The sequence below is a fragment of the Mesorhizobium sp. RCAM 05104 genome (genome assembly GCF_059683645.1).
The window spans coordinates 3203639-3222162 of the sequence record NZ_CM185033.1; the positions used below are offsets into that span (position 1 = coordinate 3203639).

The window sequence follows — 18524 nt, forward strand, 5'->3', positions numbered from 1 at the left end:
GGCCCCGGTCGAGCCCCGAGGATTCCATGAAGCCGGCCATCCGAAAAATAGTCACCCATGTCGAGAATACCCTGATCGAAGGCGGCAAGGCGGCCCCCCGGCCGCTGCGCCTGATCGGCGTCGCGGCGGTGCTCGACAATCCGTGGGCCGGGCGCGGGTTCACCGAAGATCTTTCCCCCCATATCCGTGCCTATGCGCCGGTCCTGGGGGAGATGCTGACCCGTGAGATTCTCGCGGTCGCGGGATCCGGCGAAGCCATCGAGGGCTACGGCAAGGCCGCCATTTGCGGCACGGCAGGCGAGATCGAGCATGCTTCGGCGCTCATCCACACGCTGCATTTCGGCAATCACTATCGCCGTGCCGTCGGCGCCAAAACATATCTCGCGTTCACCAACCTGCGCGGCGGGCCGAACACGCCGATCATGATCCCGCTGATGGACAAGAACGACGAAGGCCGACGCTCGCATTACCTGACGGTGCATTTCCAGATCGGCGACGCGCCCGCGCCCGACGAGCTGGTGGTGGCTCTCGGCGCCTCGATCGGCGGCCGCCCGCATCATCGCATCGGCGACCGCTATCAGGATCTCAAGGAAGTCGGAGATCTCCATGGCTGAATCCTCGGCCTGGCGTCGCGCAACGGCGCCTGACGGCACCAGCTTCATCCGGGCCGGTTCGGGCACGCCGGTCCTGCTCATCCACGGTGTCGGCATGAACGCCGCGATCTGGGAGCCGCAGATCGCGCGGATGAGCGACCGATGGGATGTCATCGCCATCGACATGCTGGGGCATGGCCAGTCACCGCTGCCGCCAGCGAACGCCGACCTTGCCGACTATGCCGCGCAGGCAATCAGGCTTCTCGATCATCTGGCCATTGGCGCCGTCTCGATCGTCGGTCATTCGATGGGCTCGCTGGTCGGACAGGAGATTGCTCTCAACGCGCCCGAACGGGTGCGCGGCGTCATCTCACTCAACGCGGTCTTCCGCCGCCCGGCGGACCTTGCCGAGGCCGTGCGCGGGCGCGCCGCCGAATTGAATGGCGCGGGCAACCTGTCGGGAACGGACGCGACGATCGCACGCTGGTTCGGCGACCCGGTTCCCGACGAGCTGGCCGAGGCCGCGAGGACGACACGCGCGGCATTGGAAAGCGTCGACCCGGAAGGCTATGCGCGCACCTATCGGCTTTTCGCCCATGCGGATGCGGCGCATGTCGATCGTCTTCCCGGCCTTGCCATGCCGGCACTGTTCATGACCGGCGCCGAGGACGGGAACTCCTCGCCGGCGATGTCGGCGGCGATGGCCCGTCTCGCGCCGCGCGGCCAGTGCGAGGTCCTGGAAGGCGAGCGGCATATGATGGCCGTCGCTTCCCCGGAAAAGGTCACACGGCTGATAACCGCTTTTCTTGAAAGCGTGGACGGTGGCGCCGGCATCCAGCCCGCCTTCGACTCTGGCGAATTCAGGCGGGCGCTTGGCTCGTTCCTGACCGGCGTGACCATCGTCACGACGATCGGAGTGGAAGGAGAGCCACGCGGCTTCACGGCGAACTCGTTCACCTCGGTGTCGCTCGATCCGCCGCTCGTGCTGGTCTGCATTGCCAAGAAGGCGATGGGTCACCCCGTGTTTTCGACCGCGAAGGGCTTTGCCATCAACGTCCTTTCGGAGGGACAGAAGGCCACCTCCGGTGTTTTCGCGTCGAAAGCGCAAGACAAGTTCTCGGCTGTCGAATGGCGCGCCGGCCGAACCGGCAGCCCGCTGCTCGACGGCTCGGTCGCGGCCTTCGACTGCGACCTCGACCAGCTGGTCGACGCCGGCGACCATTCCATCCTCATCGGCCGTGTCCGCGACTTTTCCCACAATGGCGCCCAGCCTCTGGGCTACTGCCGGGGTGCTTATGTTGCCCCCGGCCTCAGCCAGGAGGCACTGGCGGCAGCGCCGCCGGACATGGAGGTCGGTGCCATACTGGAAGACGAGGGCCGCGTGCTGTTCTTCGAAACCGCCGATGGTTTCCACCAATTGCCGGCGGGCCGCGGACTGGGTACGGCGAGCGACGCCAAAAGCCTCAAGGGCCGTCTTGCCGCGTCGGCGGTCAACGCCCAGCTCGGCTTCCTGTTCGCCGTCTGGGACGACACGGCGACGCCGTCGCGCACGCATGTCTATTACCGCGGCTCGGTCGATGCGCCCGCTTCCGGCAACAGCCAGGTCCGGCTCGTCGACATCGATCGCATAGCGCAGCTCAGGATCGCCGATCCGGCGGTACGGTCGATGCTTGCCCGCTATGCCCGCGAACGCATGGAAGACGCTTTCGGGGTCTATGTCGGCAACGAGATCGAAGGCGAGGTCCAGCCTTTGGCAAGGCCGGCCGCGCAGCCTGCAATTCGGGGTAAACAAGCATGAAGTTCTCGCTGTTCGTCCATATGGAACGCTCGGACCCGGCAAAGCCGCACGCCGAGCTTATCGACGAGCTCGAGGAGCTCGTCCTGATGGCCGAGGAGGCCGATTTCGAGACCGCCTGGATCGGCGAGCACCACGGCATGGAATTCACCATCTCGCCGAATCCGTTCATCAACATCGCCTATCTCGGCGCCAGGACGAAGCGCATCCGGCTCGGCACGGGGACGGTCATCGCGCCGTTCTGGCATCCGATCAAACTCGCCGGCGAGGCGGCCATGGCCGACCTCGCGACGCGAGGCCGGCTCGACATCGGCATCGCGCGCGGCGCCTACAGCTACGAATATGAAAGACTTTTCCCGGGGCTCGATGCCTGGGGCGCGGGCCAGCGCATGCGCGAGATCATTCCCGCCATCAAGGGCCTGTGGAAAGGTGACTTCGAACTGTCCGGGCAGTTCTGGACGTTTCCCTCAACCACCTCCTCGCCCAAGCCGGTGCAGGAACCGCACCCGCCGATCTGGGTGGCGGCGCGCGACCCGAACTCGCATGACTTCGCCGTTGCCAATGGCTGCCATGTCCAGGTGACGCCGCTGGCCTCCGGCGATGGCGAGGTCACCAGCCTGATGGAGCGCTTCAATGCGGCGTGCGCCGCGCACCCGGACACGGCGCGCCCCGACATCATGCTGCTGATGCATACATTCGTTGCCGAGGACGCCGCCGATGCCGAGCAACTGACGCGTGACCTGTCCCTGTTCTACTGCCAGTTCGGCGCCTGGTTCCAGAACAAGAAACCCGTTCGCCAAGGCATATTGGAAGCTCTCACCGACGACGAGATCGCGGCCATGCCGCAATACGCGCCGGACAAGATCCGCCAGAACCTCGTGATCGGCGAAGCCGAAGAGGTGATCGCCCGGCTGAAGGCATACGAGGCGCTCGGCTACGACCAGTACTCGATCTGGATCGACAGCGGCCTGCCGCACGAGCGCAAGAAGAAATCGCTGAAACTCTTCGTCGACAAGGTGATGCCGGCCTTCCGTGACGGGGGGTCGCAATGACCCTCGTGGCCTTCAAGAACTTCATCGACGGAACATTCGACGCGCCGACGGTCACCTTCGAAAGCATCGATCCGTCGACGGGAATGTCCTGGGCGACGATGCCGGCCGCGACGGAAGCCGATGTCGACCGCGCCGTCGCCGCGGCGCACCGGACGCTACGCTCCGGCCCATGGCCAGCGATGACGGCAACGGCGCGCGGCAAGCTGCTGGTGCGTCTCGGCGACCTCGTCGTCGCCAATGCCGATCGGCTGGCGGAACTCGAGACGCGCGACACAGGCAAGATCATTCGCGAGACCCGGGCCCAGATCGCCTATGTCGGCGACTACTACCGCTATTATGGCGGGCTCGCCGACAAGCACGAAGGCTCGTTTGTCCCCATCGACAAGACTGATATGGAAGTGACGATCCGGCCCGAGCCGATCGGCGTCGTCGCGGCGGTGGTGCCATGGAATTCGCAACTCTTCCTGTCCGCCGTCAAACTCGGTCCGGCACTGGCGGCGGGCTGCACCGTCGTTCTCAAAGCCTCGGAGGACGGCCCCGCCCCGCTGCTGGCCTTCGCTGAACTCGTCCATGAGGCCGGCTTCCCCGCTGGGACCGTGAACATCCTGACCGGCTTCGGACAGGATTGCGGCCGCCGCCTGACCAGCCATCCGCTCGTCGCCCGCGTCGCCTTCACTGGTGGTCCAGGAACCGCCCGGCAGATCATCAGCAACACAGCGGAAAACCTTGCCTACACGACGCTCGAGCTTGGTGGCAAAAGCCCGGTCGTGGTGTTTGCCGATGCCGATCTGGACAGTGCTGCCAACGCGGTCGTCGCCGGTATATTCGCCGCCACCGGCCAGAGCTGCGTCGCCGGTTCGCGGCTCATTGTCGAGCGCTCGATCAAGGACGAATTCCTCGCACGGCTCAAGCGCAAGGCCGAGGCCATCAGGATCGGAAATCCGCAGGATCCGGCCACCGAGATGGGGCCGCTGGCGACGGCGCGCCAGCGGGAATGGATCGAGAAGATCGTCGCGGCAAGTCTTGCCGACAGGGGAAGGCTGATCACCGGCGGTGAAAGACCCGCCGGTCACGCCGACGGCTTCTACTACGCACCAACCATCATCGATGCCCAGGACAATGCCGGGTTGCCCTGCGTGCGCGAGGAGCTGTTCGGCCCCGTGCTCAGCGTGCTCGCTTTCGACACCGAGGCCGAAGCGCTGGCGCTTGCCAACGACACGTCATTTGGGCTCGCCTCGGGCGTGTTCACCACCAATCTCGGCAAGGCCCATCGCATGGCGCGCGGCATCCATGCCGGCGTCGTCTGGGTTAATACCTACCGCGCCGTCTCGCCGCTGGTGCCGTTCGGCGGCTACGGCATGTCCGGGCTCGGCCGCGAAGGCGGGCTCGATGCGATCCGCGACTACACGCGCTCGAAATCGGTCTGGATACGGACGTCGGACGAGCCGATCCCCGATCCGTTCGTCATGCGATGAGGGCAGCGCCACCACCGCGCAATTTCACAACAACAAGAAACCAAACAACCAACAGAGGAGAATGACATGAAACTGATCTTGGCCGGCATCCTGGCCGGGCTTCTGGCGGCCACCGCCGCACACGCCGACGAAATGGTGTTCACCAGCTGGGGTGGGACCACCCAGGAGGCGCAGACCAAATCCTGGGCCGCGCCGTTCGAAGCGAGTTCCGGCGTCAAGGTCTTGCAGGACGGTCCGACCGACTACGGCAAGCTGAAGGCCATGGTGGAAGGCGGCAGCGTCGCCTGGGACGTCGTCGACGTCGAAATGGATTTCGCCATCAAGGCGGCCAAGGACGGCCTGCTGGAGCCGATCGATTTCACCGTCGTGCCGAAAGCCGATCTCGATCCGCGTTTCACCACCGACCATGCCGTCGGCAGTTTCTACTATTCCTTCGTCCTGGCCTGGAACAAGGGGGCCGTGTCGGGCGAACCAACAGGATGGGCCGACATGTTCGACCTGAAGAAATTTCCCGGCAAGCGCACCTTCTACAAATGGTCGGCGCCGGGCGTCATCGAGATCGCGCTTCTGGCCGATGGCGTGCCGGCCGACAAGCTTTACCCGCTCGACCTCGACCGGGCTTTCAAGAAGCTCGACACGATCAAGTCGGAAATCGTCTGGTGGGACAGCGGTGCCCAATCGCAGCAACTGATCGCTTCCGGTGAAGCGGCCTTCGGGCAGCTCTGGAACGGGCGCGTCTTCGCCCTCAAGCAGGACGGCGCCGACGTCGGCGCATCCTGGAACCAGAACATGACCGCCGCCGACGTTCTCGTCATTCCAAAGGGTTCGAAGAACAAGGCAAGCGCGATGAAATTCCTGGCCTCGGCGACGAGCCCGAAAGGCCAGGCGATGTTTGCCGAGGCAAGCGGCTATGCACCCGTGAACACGGCAGCCAAGGCCGAGATGCCGGCCGATGTCGTCAAGTCGCTGCCGGACGCCTTCGTCGACGGCCAGATCAATCTCGACATGAACTACTGGGCTCAAAACCGCGACACGATCGCCCAGCGCTGGTACGCCTGGCAGGCCAAGTAGCCGCCGACCTCACCGTGAACCGGCGGGACGCCGCAAGGCGTTCCGCCTGATGTGCCGGGATCATCACCATGTCGGGCAATTTGCTTCATCGACCGCCAGTCTTGCGAAAGCCCGTCATGCGAACACGACGCGGCCTCGGCGGTGCCTTGCCGGCGCTGATCCTTGTAACCCTGTTCTTCGTGGTTCCGGTGGTGGCGCTGCTGCTGCGCAGCGTCACCGAGCCCACAGCCGGCCTGCAGAACTATGCCATCCTGTTCGGCGACGGCACCTATGCGCGGGTCTTCTTCAACACCTTCCTGGTCGCCTCCATCGTCACCGCCGTCACCGTCATGGTGGCATTTCCGGTTGCTTGGACGCTGGCGATCATGCCGCCCGCCCTCGGCTCGATTGTCTTCGGTATCATCATCCTGTCGATGTGGACCAATCTGCTCACCCGAACCTACGCCTGGATGGTGCTGCTTCAGCGCACCGGCGTCATCAACCGGACATTGATGGATATCGGCCTGATCAGCGAACCGCTGCCTCTCATCAACAACCTTACCGGCGTCACCATCGGCATGGTCTACATCATGCTTCCCTTCATGATCCTGCCGCTGGTCGGAACCCTGCGCGCCATCGACCCGATGACGCTGCGCGCCGCCGCCCTGTGCGGCGCCAGCCCCCTCGACGCGTTTCGCCGGATATTGCTGCCATTGTCGCTGCCGGGAATAGCCGCCGGCGGGCTGATGGTCTTCGTCATGTCGCTCGGCTATTTCGTAACGCCGACGCTGCTCGGTGGCACCTCCAACATGATGCTCGCCGGGATGATCGCGCAGATGATCCAGTCGCTGCTCAACTGGGGGCTGGGAAGCGCCGCCGCCTTCATCCTGCTTGTGGTGACCATGGCGCTCTACGCGCTGCAACTGCGCCTGGTCGGCACCCAGCGCGTGACGGGAGGCGTCTGATGCTGCTCGACTACGACCGGCTGGGCTGGCTGCGCGGAGCCCTTCTTGCCTTCACTGGCCTTGTCGCTGCTTTCCTGCTGCTGCCGGTGGTCTTCATTGTGCTCCTGTCCTTCGGATCGTCCCGGTGGCTGGCCTTTCCGCCGCCAGGCTGGACGCTGAAATGGTATGAGGAGCTTTTCGCCGAACCGGCCTGGCTCGAAGCGGCACTGACCAGCGCGCGTATTGCCTCGATGGCGACGGTTCTCGCCGTGGTCATTGGACTTGTGGCTTCCTTCGCCCTGGTCCGGGGAAAATTTCGCGGACGCGATGCCGTGCGCGGCCTTCTGCTGACGCCGATGGTCCTGCCGGTGGTCGTCTTCGCCATCGCCATCTACGCCTTCTTCCTGCGGATCGGGCTTGGCGGCACCACGGCCGGCTTCGTCATCGCCCACACGGTGCTCGCGCTCCCCTTCGCCATCATTCCCATCAGCGCCGCGCTCGAAGGTTTCGACAAGTCCATCGAGGATGCCGCGATCGTCTGCGGCGCCAGCCCGTTCGAGGCAAGGCTGCGGGTCACCTTGCCGTCCATCAAGATCGGCATCTTCTCGGCGGCGATCTTTGCCTTTCTCGCATCCTGGGACGAGGTCGTGGTCGCCATCTTCATGGCCAGCCCGACCTTGCAGACCTTGCCGGTCAAGATCTGGGGCAGCCTGCGCCAGGATCTGAGCCCGGTCATCGCCGCCGCTTCCAGCCTTCTCGTTCTCCTGACGCTGGGCCTGATGATCGGGACAGCACTGATCCGACGGAAATTGTCGACATGACCGAGCCGTTCCTCTCCATTCGCAATCTGCGCAAGACGTTCGGCGGCTTCGTTGCCGTGCACGACGTCACCATCGACATACCCAAGGGGGAATTCCTGACCTTCCTCGGCCCCTCGGGCTCGGGCAAGTCGACCACGCTCTACGCCATCGCCGGCTTCCAGGACCCCACATCCGGCGACGTTCTTCTCGAGGGCAGGTCGCTGCTTTCGGTGCCGTCGCACAAGCGCAATATCGGCATGGTGTTCCAACGCTATACGCTGTTCCAGCATCTCACCGTCGCCGAGAACGTCGCCTTTCCGCTGCGCGTGCGGCGCCGGCCGGACGCCGAGGTGAATCGAAAAGTCGCCGAGATGCTGTCGCTGGTGCGGCTGGAGGGTTTCGGCGGCAGATATCCCGGCGCGCTGTCGGGCGGACAGCAGCAGCGCGTCGCCCTTGCGCGGGCGCTTGCCTACGATCCGCCGATCCTTTTGATGGACGAGCCGCTGTCGGCTCTCGACAAGAAGCTGCGCGAGGAGATCCAGGCCGAGATACGGCGCATCCACCGCGAAACTGGCGTAACGATCCTTTACGTCACCCACGATCAAGACGAGGCCCTGCATCTTTCGGACCGCATCGCCCTGTTTCGGGACGGGCGCATCGCCCAGATCGGTACCGGCGAAGACCTCTATCTGAGACCCGCGAGCGAATTCGTCGCCAGCTTCATCGGCAATTCGAACTTCCTGCCGGCCGAGCACCTCCAGACCACGGATGGCGCGGCGACGATCCGCCTCGCGGACGGCTCAATCGTGTCGGGCGTCAAGGCCACCCAGGAGTTCGGCCAAGGCCAGAAAACCAGGCTGATGGTGCGGCCGGAAGCGTTTCGGCTGAGACCTGGCCCGGCCACAGCCGGGCTTGCGGTCGAGTTCATCGATGCCGCCTTCTTCGGCGAGCGGCGGCGCGTCGTCGCGCGCACCTCCGCCGGTCAGGAGATCGACGTCAGGCCGCCTTCGGACATGGCGAATGACCACGACGCAACCGCGCAGCAGAGCGGCCGGGTGTTTTTCGATCCCGCCGCCGCATTCCTGTTTCCCGCCCTGCAAACGAGCTAGCCCGGCTGGCTTTGCAGGGGCAGTTTTTCGACTGGATGAACCGGCGCCGGATCGCCATCTCCTGTGAACTTTGCCCGAAGCGCGTCGGCGTAAAGCCGGGCGAGCCCGGTGTGGCGGCGTCGCAAGTAATCCGACTGATCGAGCCGCCACAGCCGCTCGATATCCGCCATGATCGCCGGGTTGCTCCACTTGGCATAGCCGCCCGCCGAATAGACGGTGATTTCGCCGGCGAACAGCCGCTCGTCAGTGACCAGAAAATCGACCCTGATATAGTCGAGGTCGCCCGCGATGCGCGGAGCGATGATGGCTGCCTGGCGAATGAATTCGACGAGGCGCGGCGTGACCGGCAGCGCCTGATCCTCACGCGGATAGTCGATATCACGCCCAGGCAAGGGATTGCCATTTTGATCGAACAGGCCGGACTTCAGCGCTTTCTTGTCCTCGGCCCGAACATGGCAGACAACACCGCTGCACACCTGAACCTTGATTTCGGTGGCAATCTTGCCGCCGCTCAAAGGCAGCGCCTCCTCGACAAACGCCTCCGGCACGATCGACCAGTAAGCCCATTCGCCGAAGCGGCGCCCGTGGCGCTTGCCCAGCCAGCGCTTCATCTTGCGCAGGATGGTGGCGCGATCCGGCTCGCCGCCGGAAACGAGGACGTTCATTTCGCAGCCATGGTTGGCCTTGACCATCACTTCGCCTGAAAACAGCGAGGAGGGGATGCCGTCAGGGTCACGACCGCGCCACAAGGTCTCAGGCACCGGCAGTTCCGGGCAGACGCGGCGGATGTAATCCTTGGCGGCGAGCTTGTCCGACAGCGTGACGAAGAGCGGATTGTGGTCGATCACTTTTCGCCACAGCATGCGTTCGTTGTAGCGTTCCGGCGCGGCGGGATTGGGCATGTAGCCAAGCCGCTTGAAGAACCGCATGACGAGAACCGGATGGCGGATCGTGATCAGCAGCCGCGCCGCCGCCAGAACGAGGCGGTGCCTTGACGAAAGCTCGGCATTCGTCCTCATCTCAAGCGTTCACGCCCCGACGAGAATTCCGCCGCAGCCGATCCGATCGCTTCACCATGATTGTGCACCCCTGCCCTGTCCCAGCTAAACACCAACCTCGCGCGGCCAGCAAGGTCGCGAGGCGCGGACGAGCGCAGCGCGGGGCCGGCTTGCTCCCTCGGCGACGGTCGATCCAGGCCATTGTGTGACGAGTGGGCTTTCACTAGTCTTTCGGCCGGGTCGAGGATCGCACGCATGACGCCGAAACTGAACCGCTGGAAGCGCTTCGCCGACTGGGATGAGCGGCCGTTGCGGCTGGACAAGTTCGCGGCGGAAGACCCCGCCAACGGCTTCTCCGCCTTCTCCAGCCCGGCCGATCCCAAACCTGGCATCGGCATCAAGGACGGGCGCGTCGTGTCCCTCGATGGGGTGCTCGAACACGACTACGACATGATCGACCGCTTCATTGCCCGCCATCATATCGATCCGGAGGTGGCGCCCGAGGCGATGGCGATGGACTCGGCGACGGTCGCGCGCTGGCTGGTCGACATGAACGTGCCGCGCGAAACTCTGGTGCGGCTCGCGCATGGCATGACACCGGCGAAACTCGCCGAGGTGGTGTCGCAGCTCAACGCGCTGGAGATTGCCTTCGCCTATTCGAAGATGCGGGCACGCAAGACGCCGGGCAACCAGGCGCACGTCACCAACGCCAAGGACGATCCGCTGCAGCTCGCCGCCGACGCCGCGACCGCCGTCGCCTTTGGCTTCGACGAGATCGAAACGACGATGCGCGTGTCACGCAACGCCTGGTCCAACGCGGTGGCGTGTGCGGTGGGCGGTGCGGTAGGCCGTTGGGGAACGCTGTTCCAGTGCTCCAGCGAGGAGGCCGAAGAGCTGCGCATCGCCATGGCCGGCTTTACGTCCTACGCCGAGACTGTTTCCGTGTACGGCACCGAGAAATCGTTCACCGATGGCGACGACACGCCATGGTCCAAGGCATTCCTCGCCGCCGCCTATGCCTCGCGCGGCGTCAAGATGCGCTGCACGTCGGGTGCCGGCTCCGAATTGCTGATGGGTTTCCATGAAGCGAAATCGCTGCTCTATCTGGAGGCGCGGTGCCTGTGCCTGCAGCGCGGCATGGGGGTGCAGGGCACGCAGAATGGCGGCATTGACGGGGCGCCGTTGACCGCCACTATACCCGGTGGCGTCCGCGAACTGATGGCCGAAAACCTCATCGCCGTCTGGCTCGATCTCGAATGCGCATCGGGCAATGACGCGCGCTCCACCGAATCGGAAATACGCGTCGGCGCCAAAATCCTTCCCTACCTGATTGCCGGCTCGGACCTGATCTGCTCCGGGATGGGCTCGATCCTGAAATACGACAATTCGTTCAACCCGTCGCTGATCAACGGCGAGGAGCTGGAAGACTATCTGGTGCTGCAGCGCGATTTCGAGGCTGATGGCGGGCTGACGCCGCTGCCCGAATCGCGCGCGATCGAACTGCGCGAGCGGGCGGTGGAGGCGATCGCCGCCGTGTTCGAGGAGCTCGGCCTGTCGACGCCGACCGAGGACATGAAGACCAGCGTGGTCTACGCCTCCGGCTCCGACGATACGCGCAGCCTGATGCCGCGCGACGTGTCCTTCATCAGCGAGGCCATCAAGGAGCGCGGCATCACCGTGATCGACGTTGTCAAGGCGCTGGCCAACCGCGGTTTCCGGGAAGAGGCCGAGAACCTCCTGAACGTGGTGAAGCTGCGCCTTTCCGGCGACTATCTCCAGACCTCGGCGATGATCCGCAACGGGCGGATCGTCAGCGCGGTGAACGATCCCAACGACTATCTCGGGCCCGGCTCCGGCTATCGGGTGTCCGAGGAACGGCGCCTGCAGCTCAACGACATCCGCGACGTGCTGGATCAGAAGGAGGTGCTGCGCTCGGAGGCCCTGCACGAGAAGGACGAGGCAAGGCACATCCGCTATCGCAACCTTGGGCCGGCGACCAACGGGTCGACAAACGACGACGTGGTCATCGGCATCAGCCCGGCCTTCGGGTTGAAGCTCTACCGGACGACGGCCGGGCATCGGCTGTCTGAAGTGCTGGGCGCCATGCTCGATGCAATCCACGCGCGCGGGCTCAAGGCGCGCGTCGTTCGCTTCCGCCATACGGCCGACACCTCCTTCCTCGGCCTGTCCGCCGCGCGGCTTGCCGGCAGCGGCATCGGCATCGGAATCCAGGCCAAGGGCACGGCCGTCATCCATCAGCGTGACCGCCAGCCGCACAACAATCTGGAACTGTTTTCCAATGCGCCGATCACCAGGCTCGAGCACTATCGCGCCCTCGGCGCCAATGCGGCGGCTTACGCGCTGGGCGAAATGCCGGAGCCCATCGTCGTGCCGCAGCGAGGCGAGGCCATGGGGTCGCGCTACCACGCCCGCGTCGCCCTCATCTACGCCATCGAAACCGGACTGACCGAGGCCGGTGCGGCTCCCGAAGAGGTCGACGTCACCCTGACGGGAGCGAAATCATGACCCATACGCGCGCCGACTATCCGCTCGCCGAAACCCAGCCCGGCGCCGTGACCGGCAAGCATGGCAAGGCGCTGCCGGACATAACGCTGGATGCGGTGCTTGCCGGCGAGGTGACGATGGAAGACCTTCGCATCACGCCGCAAGCACTGCAGGCCCAGGCCGACGTGGCGCGCGATGTCGGCCGGCCGACTCTCGCCCTCAATTTCGAGCGGGGGGCGGAGCTTGTCGAGGTGCCGCAGGATTTCATCATGCAGGTCTACGAACTGCTGCGCCCCGGCCGCGCCAAGTCCAAGGAAGAATTGCTCGAGGCCGCCGCCACGATGCGCGACACCTTTCAGGCCGAACGCATCGCCCGTTTCATCGAAGAAGCCGCCGAGACCTATGCGGCGCGCGGCCTTTTCACGTTCCGCTTCTGAAAGGACCGCATGAGCTGGAAAACCGGATTCCGTTCGCTCTACTATCTCGGTGCGCCCGAGCCGGATGATCCGGTGCTGGTGCCGGCGCAAACCGCCATCCTGGTCATCGACGTCCAGAACACCTACCTGGAGCGGCCGGATCGGGCGTCGCTTTCGCCGCAGGAACAGCAACGCTACGATCTGTGGACGCCGTTCCACGAGCGCATGCACGGCACGGTCGTACCGAACACGGCAAGATTGCTGGCGTTGGCACGGCAAAATGGCATCGAATGCCTTTTCGCCCGCATCGCCTGCCACACCAAGGACGGGCGCGACCGCTCGCTCTCCCAGAAAATGCCGGGCTGGAACAATTTGCTGCTACCCAAGAACGACGCGCCGTCGCAGCTCGTTGCCGAACTTCAGCCAGTCGGCGACGAAATCGTGGTGACCAAGACCACCGATTCGGCGCTGACAGGGACAAATCTGCGCCTGATCCTTCACAATCTCGGCATCAGGAATGTCATCTGCTGCGGTATCTTCACGGACCAGTGCGTATCCTCGACGGTGCGCAGCCTGGCGGATGAGAGCTATGCTGTCATCGTGCTCGAGGATTGCTGCGCGGCGGCGACCGAGGAGCTCCATCGCAAGGAGCTCGAAATCATCAACATGATCTACTGCCACGTGATGTCGAGCGGCGAGCTATGCAAAATCATGGCCTTGGCAAAGTGACGCAGCGTCCGTAGTGTCATGGCTGCACTCGCAGGCCGGGAGACATCGGCCGCCATGTGCGGGGACCAAAATACAGCTGTCACCAATGGAGAGGGCTTCATGGCCATAGAAACTGCACGCGGGACGATCGACGTCTCGAAGAGTAACAGCATCAACCTTTTGCACTCGAAGGCCGTGGGGCTCGCGGGAGTGCTCTTTCTGGCCGTCACCGGCGCGGCGCCAATGTCGGCGATGCTGGGCAATGTCCCGTTCGCGGCAGGCTACGGCATCGGCAAATACACGCCGGCCGCCTTCCTGATGGCGACGATCGTGCTGACCATCTTCTCGGTCGGCTATGCCGCGATGGCATCGCGCGTCTCGTCCGTTGGTGGCTTCTACTCCTTCATCAGCCAGGGGCTTGGCCGTGAGATCGGCATGTCGGCGGGCATAGGCTCGCTCGCCTGCTATTCGCTGTTCGAGGCATCGCTGACCGGCTTGTTTGCATTTTTCGGCAATCTTTGGATCTCCCAGCACTTCGGCATCAACGTGCCGTGGATCGTGCTTGCGCTCGGCATGATCGTAGTCATCGCAGCGCTCGCCTACCGCGATGTGAAGGTGTCGGCACGGCTGCTCGGGATAGCCCTCATTCTCGAAGTGATCATGCTGGTGATCTTCTCGCTGGGCGTCCTTTTCGCCCATGGCGGGACGAACTTTTCCGGCGATTCGCTGAATGTGTTCAAGGTGTTCACGCCTGTCGCCGAGCAGACCGTCGGAACCGTGGCCATACCCGCGGGCGCGGCGGCCGTCGGCATCTTCATGGCGTTCTGGTCGTGGGTCGGCTTCGAGATGGCGCCGAACTATGCCGAGGAATCCCGCGATCCGAAGCGCATCATTCCGCAGTCGCTGCTGATTTCGGTGATTGGCCTCGGGCTGTTCTACACCTTCGTCAGCTGGTGCGCGGTTGCGGCCTATCCCACCGAGGCCGACATGGTGGCCAAGGCATTCTCCGACGGGGTGAATTTCTTCCTGACACCCATCCAGACTTTTGTCGGCGGCTGGGGGTACCAGCTGATGTCGCTTCTCATCCTGACCAGTTCCTTCGCCTGCGGCATGGCTTTCCACAACACCGCTTCCCGGTATCTGTACTCGCTGGCACGCGAAGGCGTCCTGCCACAGGCGATCGCGGAGACGCATGACCACCACAAGAGCCCCCACAAGGCCTCGGCGCTGCAGTCGGTTCTGGCGGCGGTCTGGGTCCTGCTCTACGGTCTGGCCTACGGCTTCGACGATCCGTCGGGACAGGCCTGGCTTGGCGTCTATACGCTGTTTGCGGTGCTTGGCACCGGACTGTTGCTGGTGCTGCAGGCCGTCGTCTCGCTGGCGATCTTCATGTGGTTCAAGAAGAACGGCGGCGGCAACATGCTGACGACGGTCATCGCGCCGTTGATCTCGCTGGTTGTCCAGCTGGTCCTCGTCTACACGCTGGTGGCCAATCTCGCGACGCTCGGCGGCACCAATGGTTTCGCCAGGAGCATCCCCTATGTCGGGCTTGCGATCCTTATCGTCGGCCTGATCTGGGGCTTCGTGCTGAAGTCCGCCAACCCCAAGGCGTATGGGAACATCGGTCACATGGTGAACGAAGGCTAGGGCGTCCATCGCCCTGGATTTCTTGCGGCAACGGGGACGGAGGATCACTCTGTCCCCGTCTCATTTTGGAGCTTCAAGTCATGACCCAGTCTTTGAAGGGTCGGTCCGTCGTCGTTACCGGCGGATCGAAAGGCATCGGCAAGGGCATAGCGCGGGTATTTGCTCTCTCCGGAGCCAAGGTCGCCATCATCGCGCGCCATCTCGACCAGGCTGAAGCGGCTGCCGCCGAGATCGGTCACGGCGCATTCGGCGTGGCTGGCGACGTCACTTCGCTCGCCGGCATCGAGGCCGCGTTCGTGGCGGCAGCCGCAAGAAACGGTGGCATCGACGTGTTGTGCGCCAATGCCGGTATTTTCCCGCAGGCGCGGCTCGAGGACATGACGTCCGAACAATGGGACGAAGTCGTCGACACCAACCTCAAGGGCACCTTCCACGCGGTCAAGGCGGCGGTTCCCTATCTCAAGAAGTCCGACCAGGGCCGCATAGTGCTGACGTCGTCGATCACCGGCCCGATCACCGGTTTCCCTGGCTGGTCGCACTACGGCGCCACCAAGGCGGGGCAGCTCGGCTTCATGCGCACGGCCTGCATCGAGCTGGCGAAATACGGCATCACCGTCAACGCCGTCATGCCGGGCAACATCATCACCGAGGGCCTTGTCGGCCTGGGCGAGGACTACCAGAAGACCATGGCCGCCTCGATCCCGCTCAAGCGGCTCGGAACCGTGGAGGACATCGGCCACGCCGCGCTCTACTTTGCGTCGAAGGAAGCGGGCTACGTGACCGGGCAGACGATCATCGTCGATGGCGGCCAGATCCTGCCGGAAAGCCTGGAAGCACTGGCGTAGAGCGGTTCCCCAACCGCTCTGTCTCCTTGTCTTGACGCAATTCCCATGGGAAAGCGCTACGCGCTTTTCCCGGGAAAACCGTCTCACACCTCCTGCAATCGCTGTCAGGAAAACTTGCTCAGATAGGCCTCGCACAGCCCGACGGTTCCCTCGGTGTAGGGAAGGCCCATCGACTTGGCGAGGTCCGTCTCCGCGTGCGAGCCGATCCACGCAACCAAGAGCAGGCGGCGCAGCATCACGAAGGTCGGGATCTCGTCCTCGTCCGCTTTGGGCAGGTCAAGCACGCGGCGATAGCCGGTCGTCCACGACTGGATAAGATCGGCGGCCTGCGGCTCGTGCTCGTAGAAGGAGATGGGCGTCGCCGCGTCGTACATATACCAGCCGAAGCCGCAATCGTCGAAGTCGATGACCTTCACTGTCTTGCCGTCGATCAAAAGGTTTGCCAGCCGCAGGTCGCAATGAATGAGGCCGAAGCGGTCATGGCCCTTGCCGAAGGCAGCCAGCCTGCGGCCGATCAGGTCCGCGGTGCGGCCAAAGAGTTTGGTCTTCGCGGCGTCGACGCCCATGCCGTCGCGCCAGCGTCCCCAATGCGGGCTTTCCTCGCCGAGGCTTGTTTCGAAATCCCACACGTGGCGGGTGAACCAGGACGGGCGCTTCCACTGCCGGGCGTGGATGTGCATGCGGGCCGTCACCTCGCCCAGCACCTCGAAAGGCTCGGCAAGCGCCTCGCCTATGCCCGGCTCCGAACCGGTCTCCCACTGCGACAGCACCACGTGGCGGGGTTGAGCCAGCCTGGCATGGCCGACATGCTGGATCTGCTCGCCGTCCTTGCCCGCGACCGGCAAGGGCGTGGAGACGATCCCGGTCTGGCGCAGATCGGTCAGCCAGGCCAGTTCGGATTGGATGGCCGTCCTTGTATGGTAGCCGTCGCGATGGATGCGGAGCGCCCAGCGCCGGCCGTCGGGAGCCGCAATCCTGTAGGTCGCGTTCTCCGACAGGTTGATCATTTCGACGGAAACATCCGCCGGCAGATCGTAGTTGGCGGTGGCCGCCTCCGCCGTCTCCTGCAGGATGCCGAGTTGCTGGTCGTGGGTGAGCGCGTCGAAATCCGTCACTGTCCGTCCTGCCCGATCATTGTGCCCTTATCCCCTGCCGGAACCCACGCGATCCCGGCAAGTCCAGCCGCCGGCTCGATCTGGACGCCTGGCAGTTTCAACCAGGTTCGGGACATGTCAACTCGCCTTGCCCGCCTGGTGCAGCAGTTCCCGCGCGCGCGGCATCGCCGCATCGAAACGATCCATGATGTCCTGGCAGGTTTCGCGATCCAAAAGCACGCCGGGCTTCCACTGCAGCACCCTTTTGTCGAGCGACGAGAAGATCGCCCAGACGCCCTGCTCGTACAGTGCGCGTGACACGAAGACGGCGCCCTCCGGGTGGTTGCTGAATTCCAAGCCGAGGATCACGCCTTTCTGGCGCACGCCGGTGAAGATGTCGCCGTGCCGAACCAGCATCTCGCCCATCGCCTGCGCCATGAACTCGGTCACGGTCCCGACATTAGCCACCAGCTCGGGCCGCTGCAGCATCTCGATGACCTTGTGGGCGACGACGCAGCCGAGCTCGGCCCCGCCTGTGGTCGAGATGTGCGCCGCCCCGTCCTCGTTGAGCCAGCCGCCGGCCTTGTCGTTCACCAGCGCCGCGCTGATCGGATAGAGCCCGCCGGACAGGCCCTTTGCCGTCACCATGATGTCCGGCTGGACGCCATAAGCCTGCCAGCCCCACATGCTGCCGGTCCGCATCAGGCCGGTCTGGACCTCGTCGGCGATGTACATCGCGCCATGCTTTTCGCACAGCGCCTTGCAGGCGTTGAGATAACCCTCCTTCGGCATCGGGAAACCGTAAGTGGCGGGGATCGTCTCCATGATCAGTGCCGCGACATCTTCGCCCTTGAGCGCCTGCTCCATGGCGTCGATATCGTTGAAGGGAACCTGGATGAACGTCTCCGGCTGGTCGGAGAGAAATATCTTGGTGAAGCGATCGTCGCCGGTCGCCACCGCGAGCCCCGAATGCCCGTGATAACCCTTGATGATCGACACGATCTTGCGCCGCTTGGTGGCATAGCGGGCGCTCTTGATGGCGATGTCCACCGCCTCAGCGCCGCCCGGCGCGAAGACCGCATATTTCATTCCCGGTGAGACATTGACGAGGGATTCGGCCAGCGCCGTGCGCGCCACGGAGGGGAACCAGTGATTGCCGATGTCGAAATAATCGAGCGCACTCTTCAGCGTCTCGACCAGCTCCGGATTGCGGTGACCGAGATTGTAGGTGCCGCCGTTCAGGTGCAGGTCGATCAGGCGGCGCCCCGACATGTCGTAGAGGAAATAACCCTCCCGCCTGCCGATCACCAGATCGATCCCGGCCTTCTGCCAGAACCTCGTCTTGTCGGGGTTCCAGAAACGGATTGCCTTGTCGAAAAAATCCTGCTTCGACTCGAACTTGAAGGGACCGAAGTCGTACATGCCTGTCTTTTTCCTCGGAGGTTGATCGGCGCGCAACGGAGCCGGCGAGGCTCGCGCGCCGGATGATGCAG

16 protein-coding genes are annotated in these 18524 nt (G+C 64.2%); 13 read left to right on the forward strand and 3 right to left on the reverse strand.

Annotated elements, in window-relative coordinates; translation table 11 throughout:
• Positions 1 to 26 precede the first annotated feature (26 nt).
• The 8 genes from AC56QP_RS15730 to AC56QP_RS15765 all read left to right on the forward strand — a co-directional run bounded on the left by AC56QP_RS15730 (position 27) and on the right by AC56QP_RS15765 (position 8818).
• Entirely contained in the window at positions 27 to 614 is a 588-nt protein-coding gene (locus tag AC56QP_RS15730; RefSeq protein ID WP_091580835.1) for an amino acid synthesis family protein, read from the forward strand.
• Positions 607 to 2391, forward strand: coding sequence for an alpha/beta fold hydrolase (locus AC56QP_RS15735; RefSeq protein ID WP_489859076.1), 1785 nt, complete (start codon positions 607 to 609; stop codon positions 2389 to 2391). Before AC56QP_RS15730 ends, AC56QP_RS15735 begins: the two co-directional genes overlap by 8 nt.
• A complete protein-coding gene (locus AC56QP_RS15740) occupies positions 2388 to 3440 on the forward strand; it encodes an LLM class flavin-dependent oxidoreductase (RefSeq protein WP_489859075.1) in 1053 nt (350 codons plus the stop codon). The genes AC56QP_RS15735 and AC56QP_RS15740 overlap by 4 nt, the downstream gene beginning before the upstream one ends.
• A complete protein-coding gene (locus tag AC56QP_RS15745; RefSeq protein WP_489859074.1) occupies positions 3437 to 4915 on the forward strand; it encodes an aldehyde dehydrogenase in 1479 nt (492 codons plus the stop codon). The genes AC56QP_RS15740 and AC56QP_RS15745 overlap by 4 nt, the downstream gene beginning before the upstream one ends.
• Positions 4916 to 4981: 66 nt before the next feature.
• On the forward strand, positions 4982 to 5986 hold the full coding sequence (locus AC56QP_RS15750) for an ABC transporter substrate-binding protein (protein WP_489859073.1): 1005 nt from the start codon (positions 4982 to 4984) through the stop codon (positions 5984 to 5986).
• Between the two features lie 116 nt (positions 5987 to 6102).
• Positions 6103 to 6930 (forward strand): ABC transporter permease, encoded by an 828-nt coding sequence (locus tag AC56QP_RS15755; RefSeq protein WP_489859072.1) that lies wholly within the window; start codon positions 6103 to 6105, stop codon positions 6928 to 6930.
• Entirely contained in the window at positions 6930 to 7730 is an 801-nt protein-coding gene (locus AC56QP_RS15760; protein ID WP_489859071.1) for an ABC transporter permease, read from the forward strand. The genes AC56QP_RS15755 and AC56QP_RS15760 overlap by 1 nt, the downstream gene beginning before the upstream one ends.
• Entirely contained in the window at positions 7727 to 8818 is a 1092-nt protein-coding gene (locus AC56QP_RS15765; RefSeq protein WP_489859070.1) for an ABC transporter ATP-binding protein, read from the forward strand. Before AC56QP_RS15760 ends, AC56QP_RS15765 begins: the two co-directional genes overlap by 4 nt.
• On the opposite strand, the gene AC56QP_RS15770 is transcribed toward AC56QP_RS15765, so the two are convergent.
• On the reverse strand, positions 8815 to 9837 hold the full coding sequence (locus AC56QP_RS15770; protein ID WP_489859069.1) for an ATP-grasp fold amidoligase family protein: 1023 nt from the start codon (positions 9835 to 9837) through the stop codon (positions 8815 to 8817). The two genes, AC56QP_RS15765 and AC56QP_RS15770, sit on opposite strands and share 4 nt — an antisense overlap.
• A 180-nt stretch (positions 9838 to 10017) precedes the next feature.
• Between AC56QP_RS15770 and AC56QP_RS15775 the strand changes: the two genes are divergently transcribed.
• The 5 genes from AC56QP_RS15775 (at position 10018) to fabG (ending at position 15937) form a co-directional block, all read left to right on the forward strand.
• The gene (locus AC56QP_RS15775; protein ID WP_489859068.1) at positions 10018 to 12342 is read left to right on the forward strand and encodes a propanediol/glycerol family dehydratase large subunit; all 2325 of its coding nucleotides are present in this window, start codon (positions 10018 to 10020) and stop codon (positions 12340 to 12342) included.
• Positions 12339 to 12758, forward strand: a complete 420-nt coding sequence (locus AC56QP_RS15780) for a diol dehydratase small subunit (protein ID WP_489859067.1) — start codon at positions 12339 to 12341, stop codon at positions 12756 to 12758. Before AC56QP_RS15775 ends, AC56QP_RS15780 begins: the two co-directional genes overlap by 4 nt.
• Before the next feature lie 9 nt (positions 12759 to 12767).
• Positions 12768 to 13466 (forward strand): cysteine hydrolase family protein, encoded by a 699-nt coding sequence (locus AC56QP_RS15785; RefSeq protein WP_489859066.1) that lies wholly within the window; start codon positions 12768 to 12770, stop codon positions 13464 to 13466.
• Between the two features lie 99 nt (positions 13467 to 13565).
• Complete coding sequence (locus AC56QP_RS15790; RefSeq protein WP_489859065.1) at positions 13566 to 15092, forward strand: APC family permease; 1527 nt, start codon at positions 13566 to 13568, stop codon at positions 15090 to 15092.
• Between the two features lie 80 nt (positions 15093 to 15172).
• Positions 15173 to 15937: a 3-oxoacyl-ACP reductase FabG gene (fabG, locus tag AC56QP_RS15795; protein ID WP_489859064.1), complete on the forward strand. Its 765-nt coding sequence runs from the start codon at positions 15173 to 15175 to the stop codon at positions 15935 to 15937.
• Positions 15938 to 16041: 104 nt separating this feature from the next.
• Here the strand turns inward: fabG and AC56QP_RS15800 are convergent, their stop codons facing one another.
• Together AC56QP_RS15800 and AC56QP_RS15805 are read right to left on the reverse strand one after the other, a co-directional pair.
• The gene (locus AC56QP_RS15800; RefSeq protein ID WP_489859063.1) at positions 16042 to 17052 is read right to left on the reverse strand and encodes a phosphotransferase enzyme family protein; all 1011 of its coding nucleotides are present in this window, start codon (positions 17050 to 17052) and stop codon (positions 16042 to 16044) included.
• Between the two features lie 117 nt (positions 17053 to 17169).
• Positions 17170 to 18453: a class-III pyridoxal-phosphate-dependent aminotransferase gene (locus tag AC56QP_RS15805; RefSeq protein WP_489859062.1), complete on the reverse strand. Its 1284-nt coding sequence runs from the start codon at positions 18451 to 18453 to the stop codon at positions 17170 to 17172.
• Positions 18454 to 18524 lie beyond the last annotated feature (71 nt).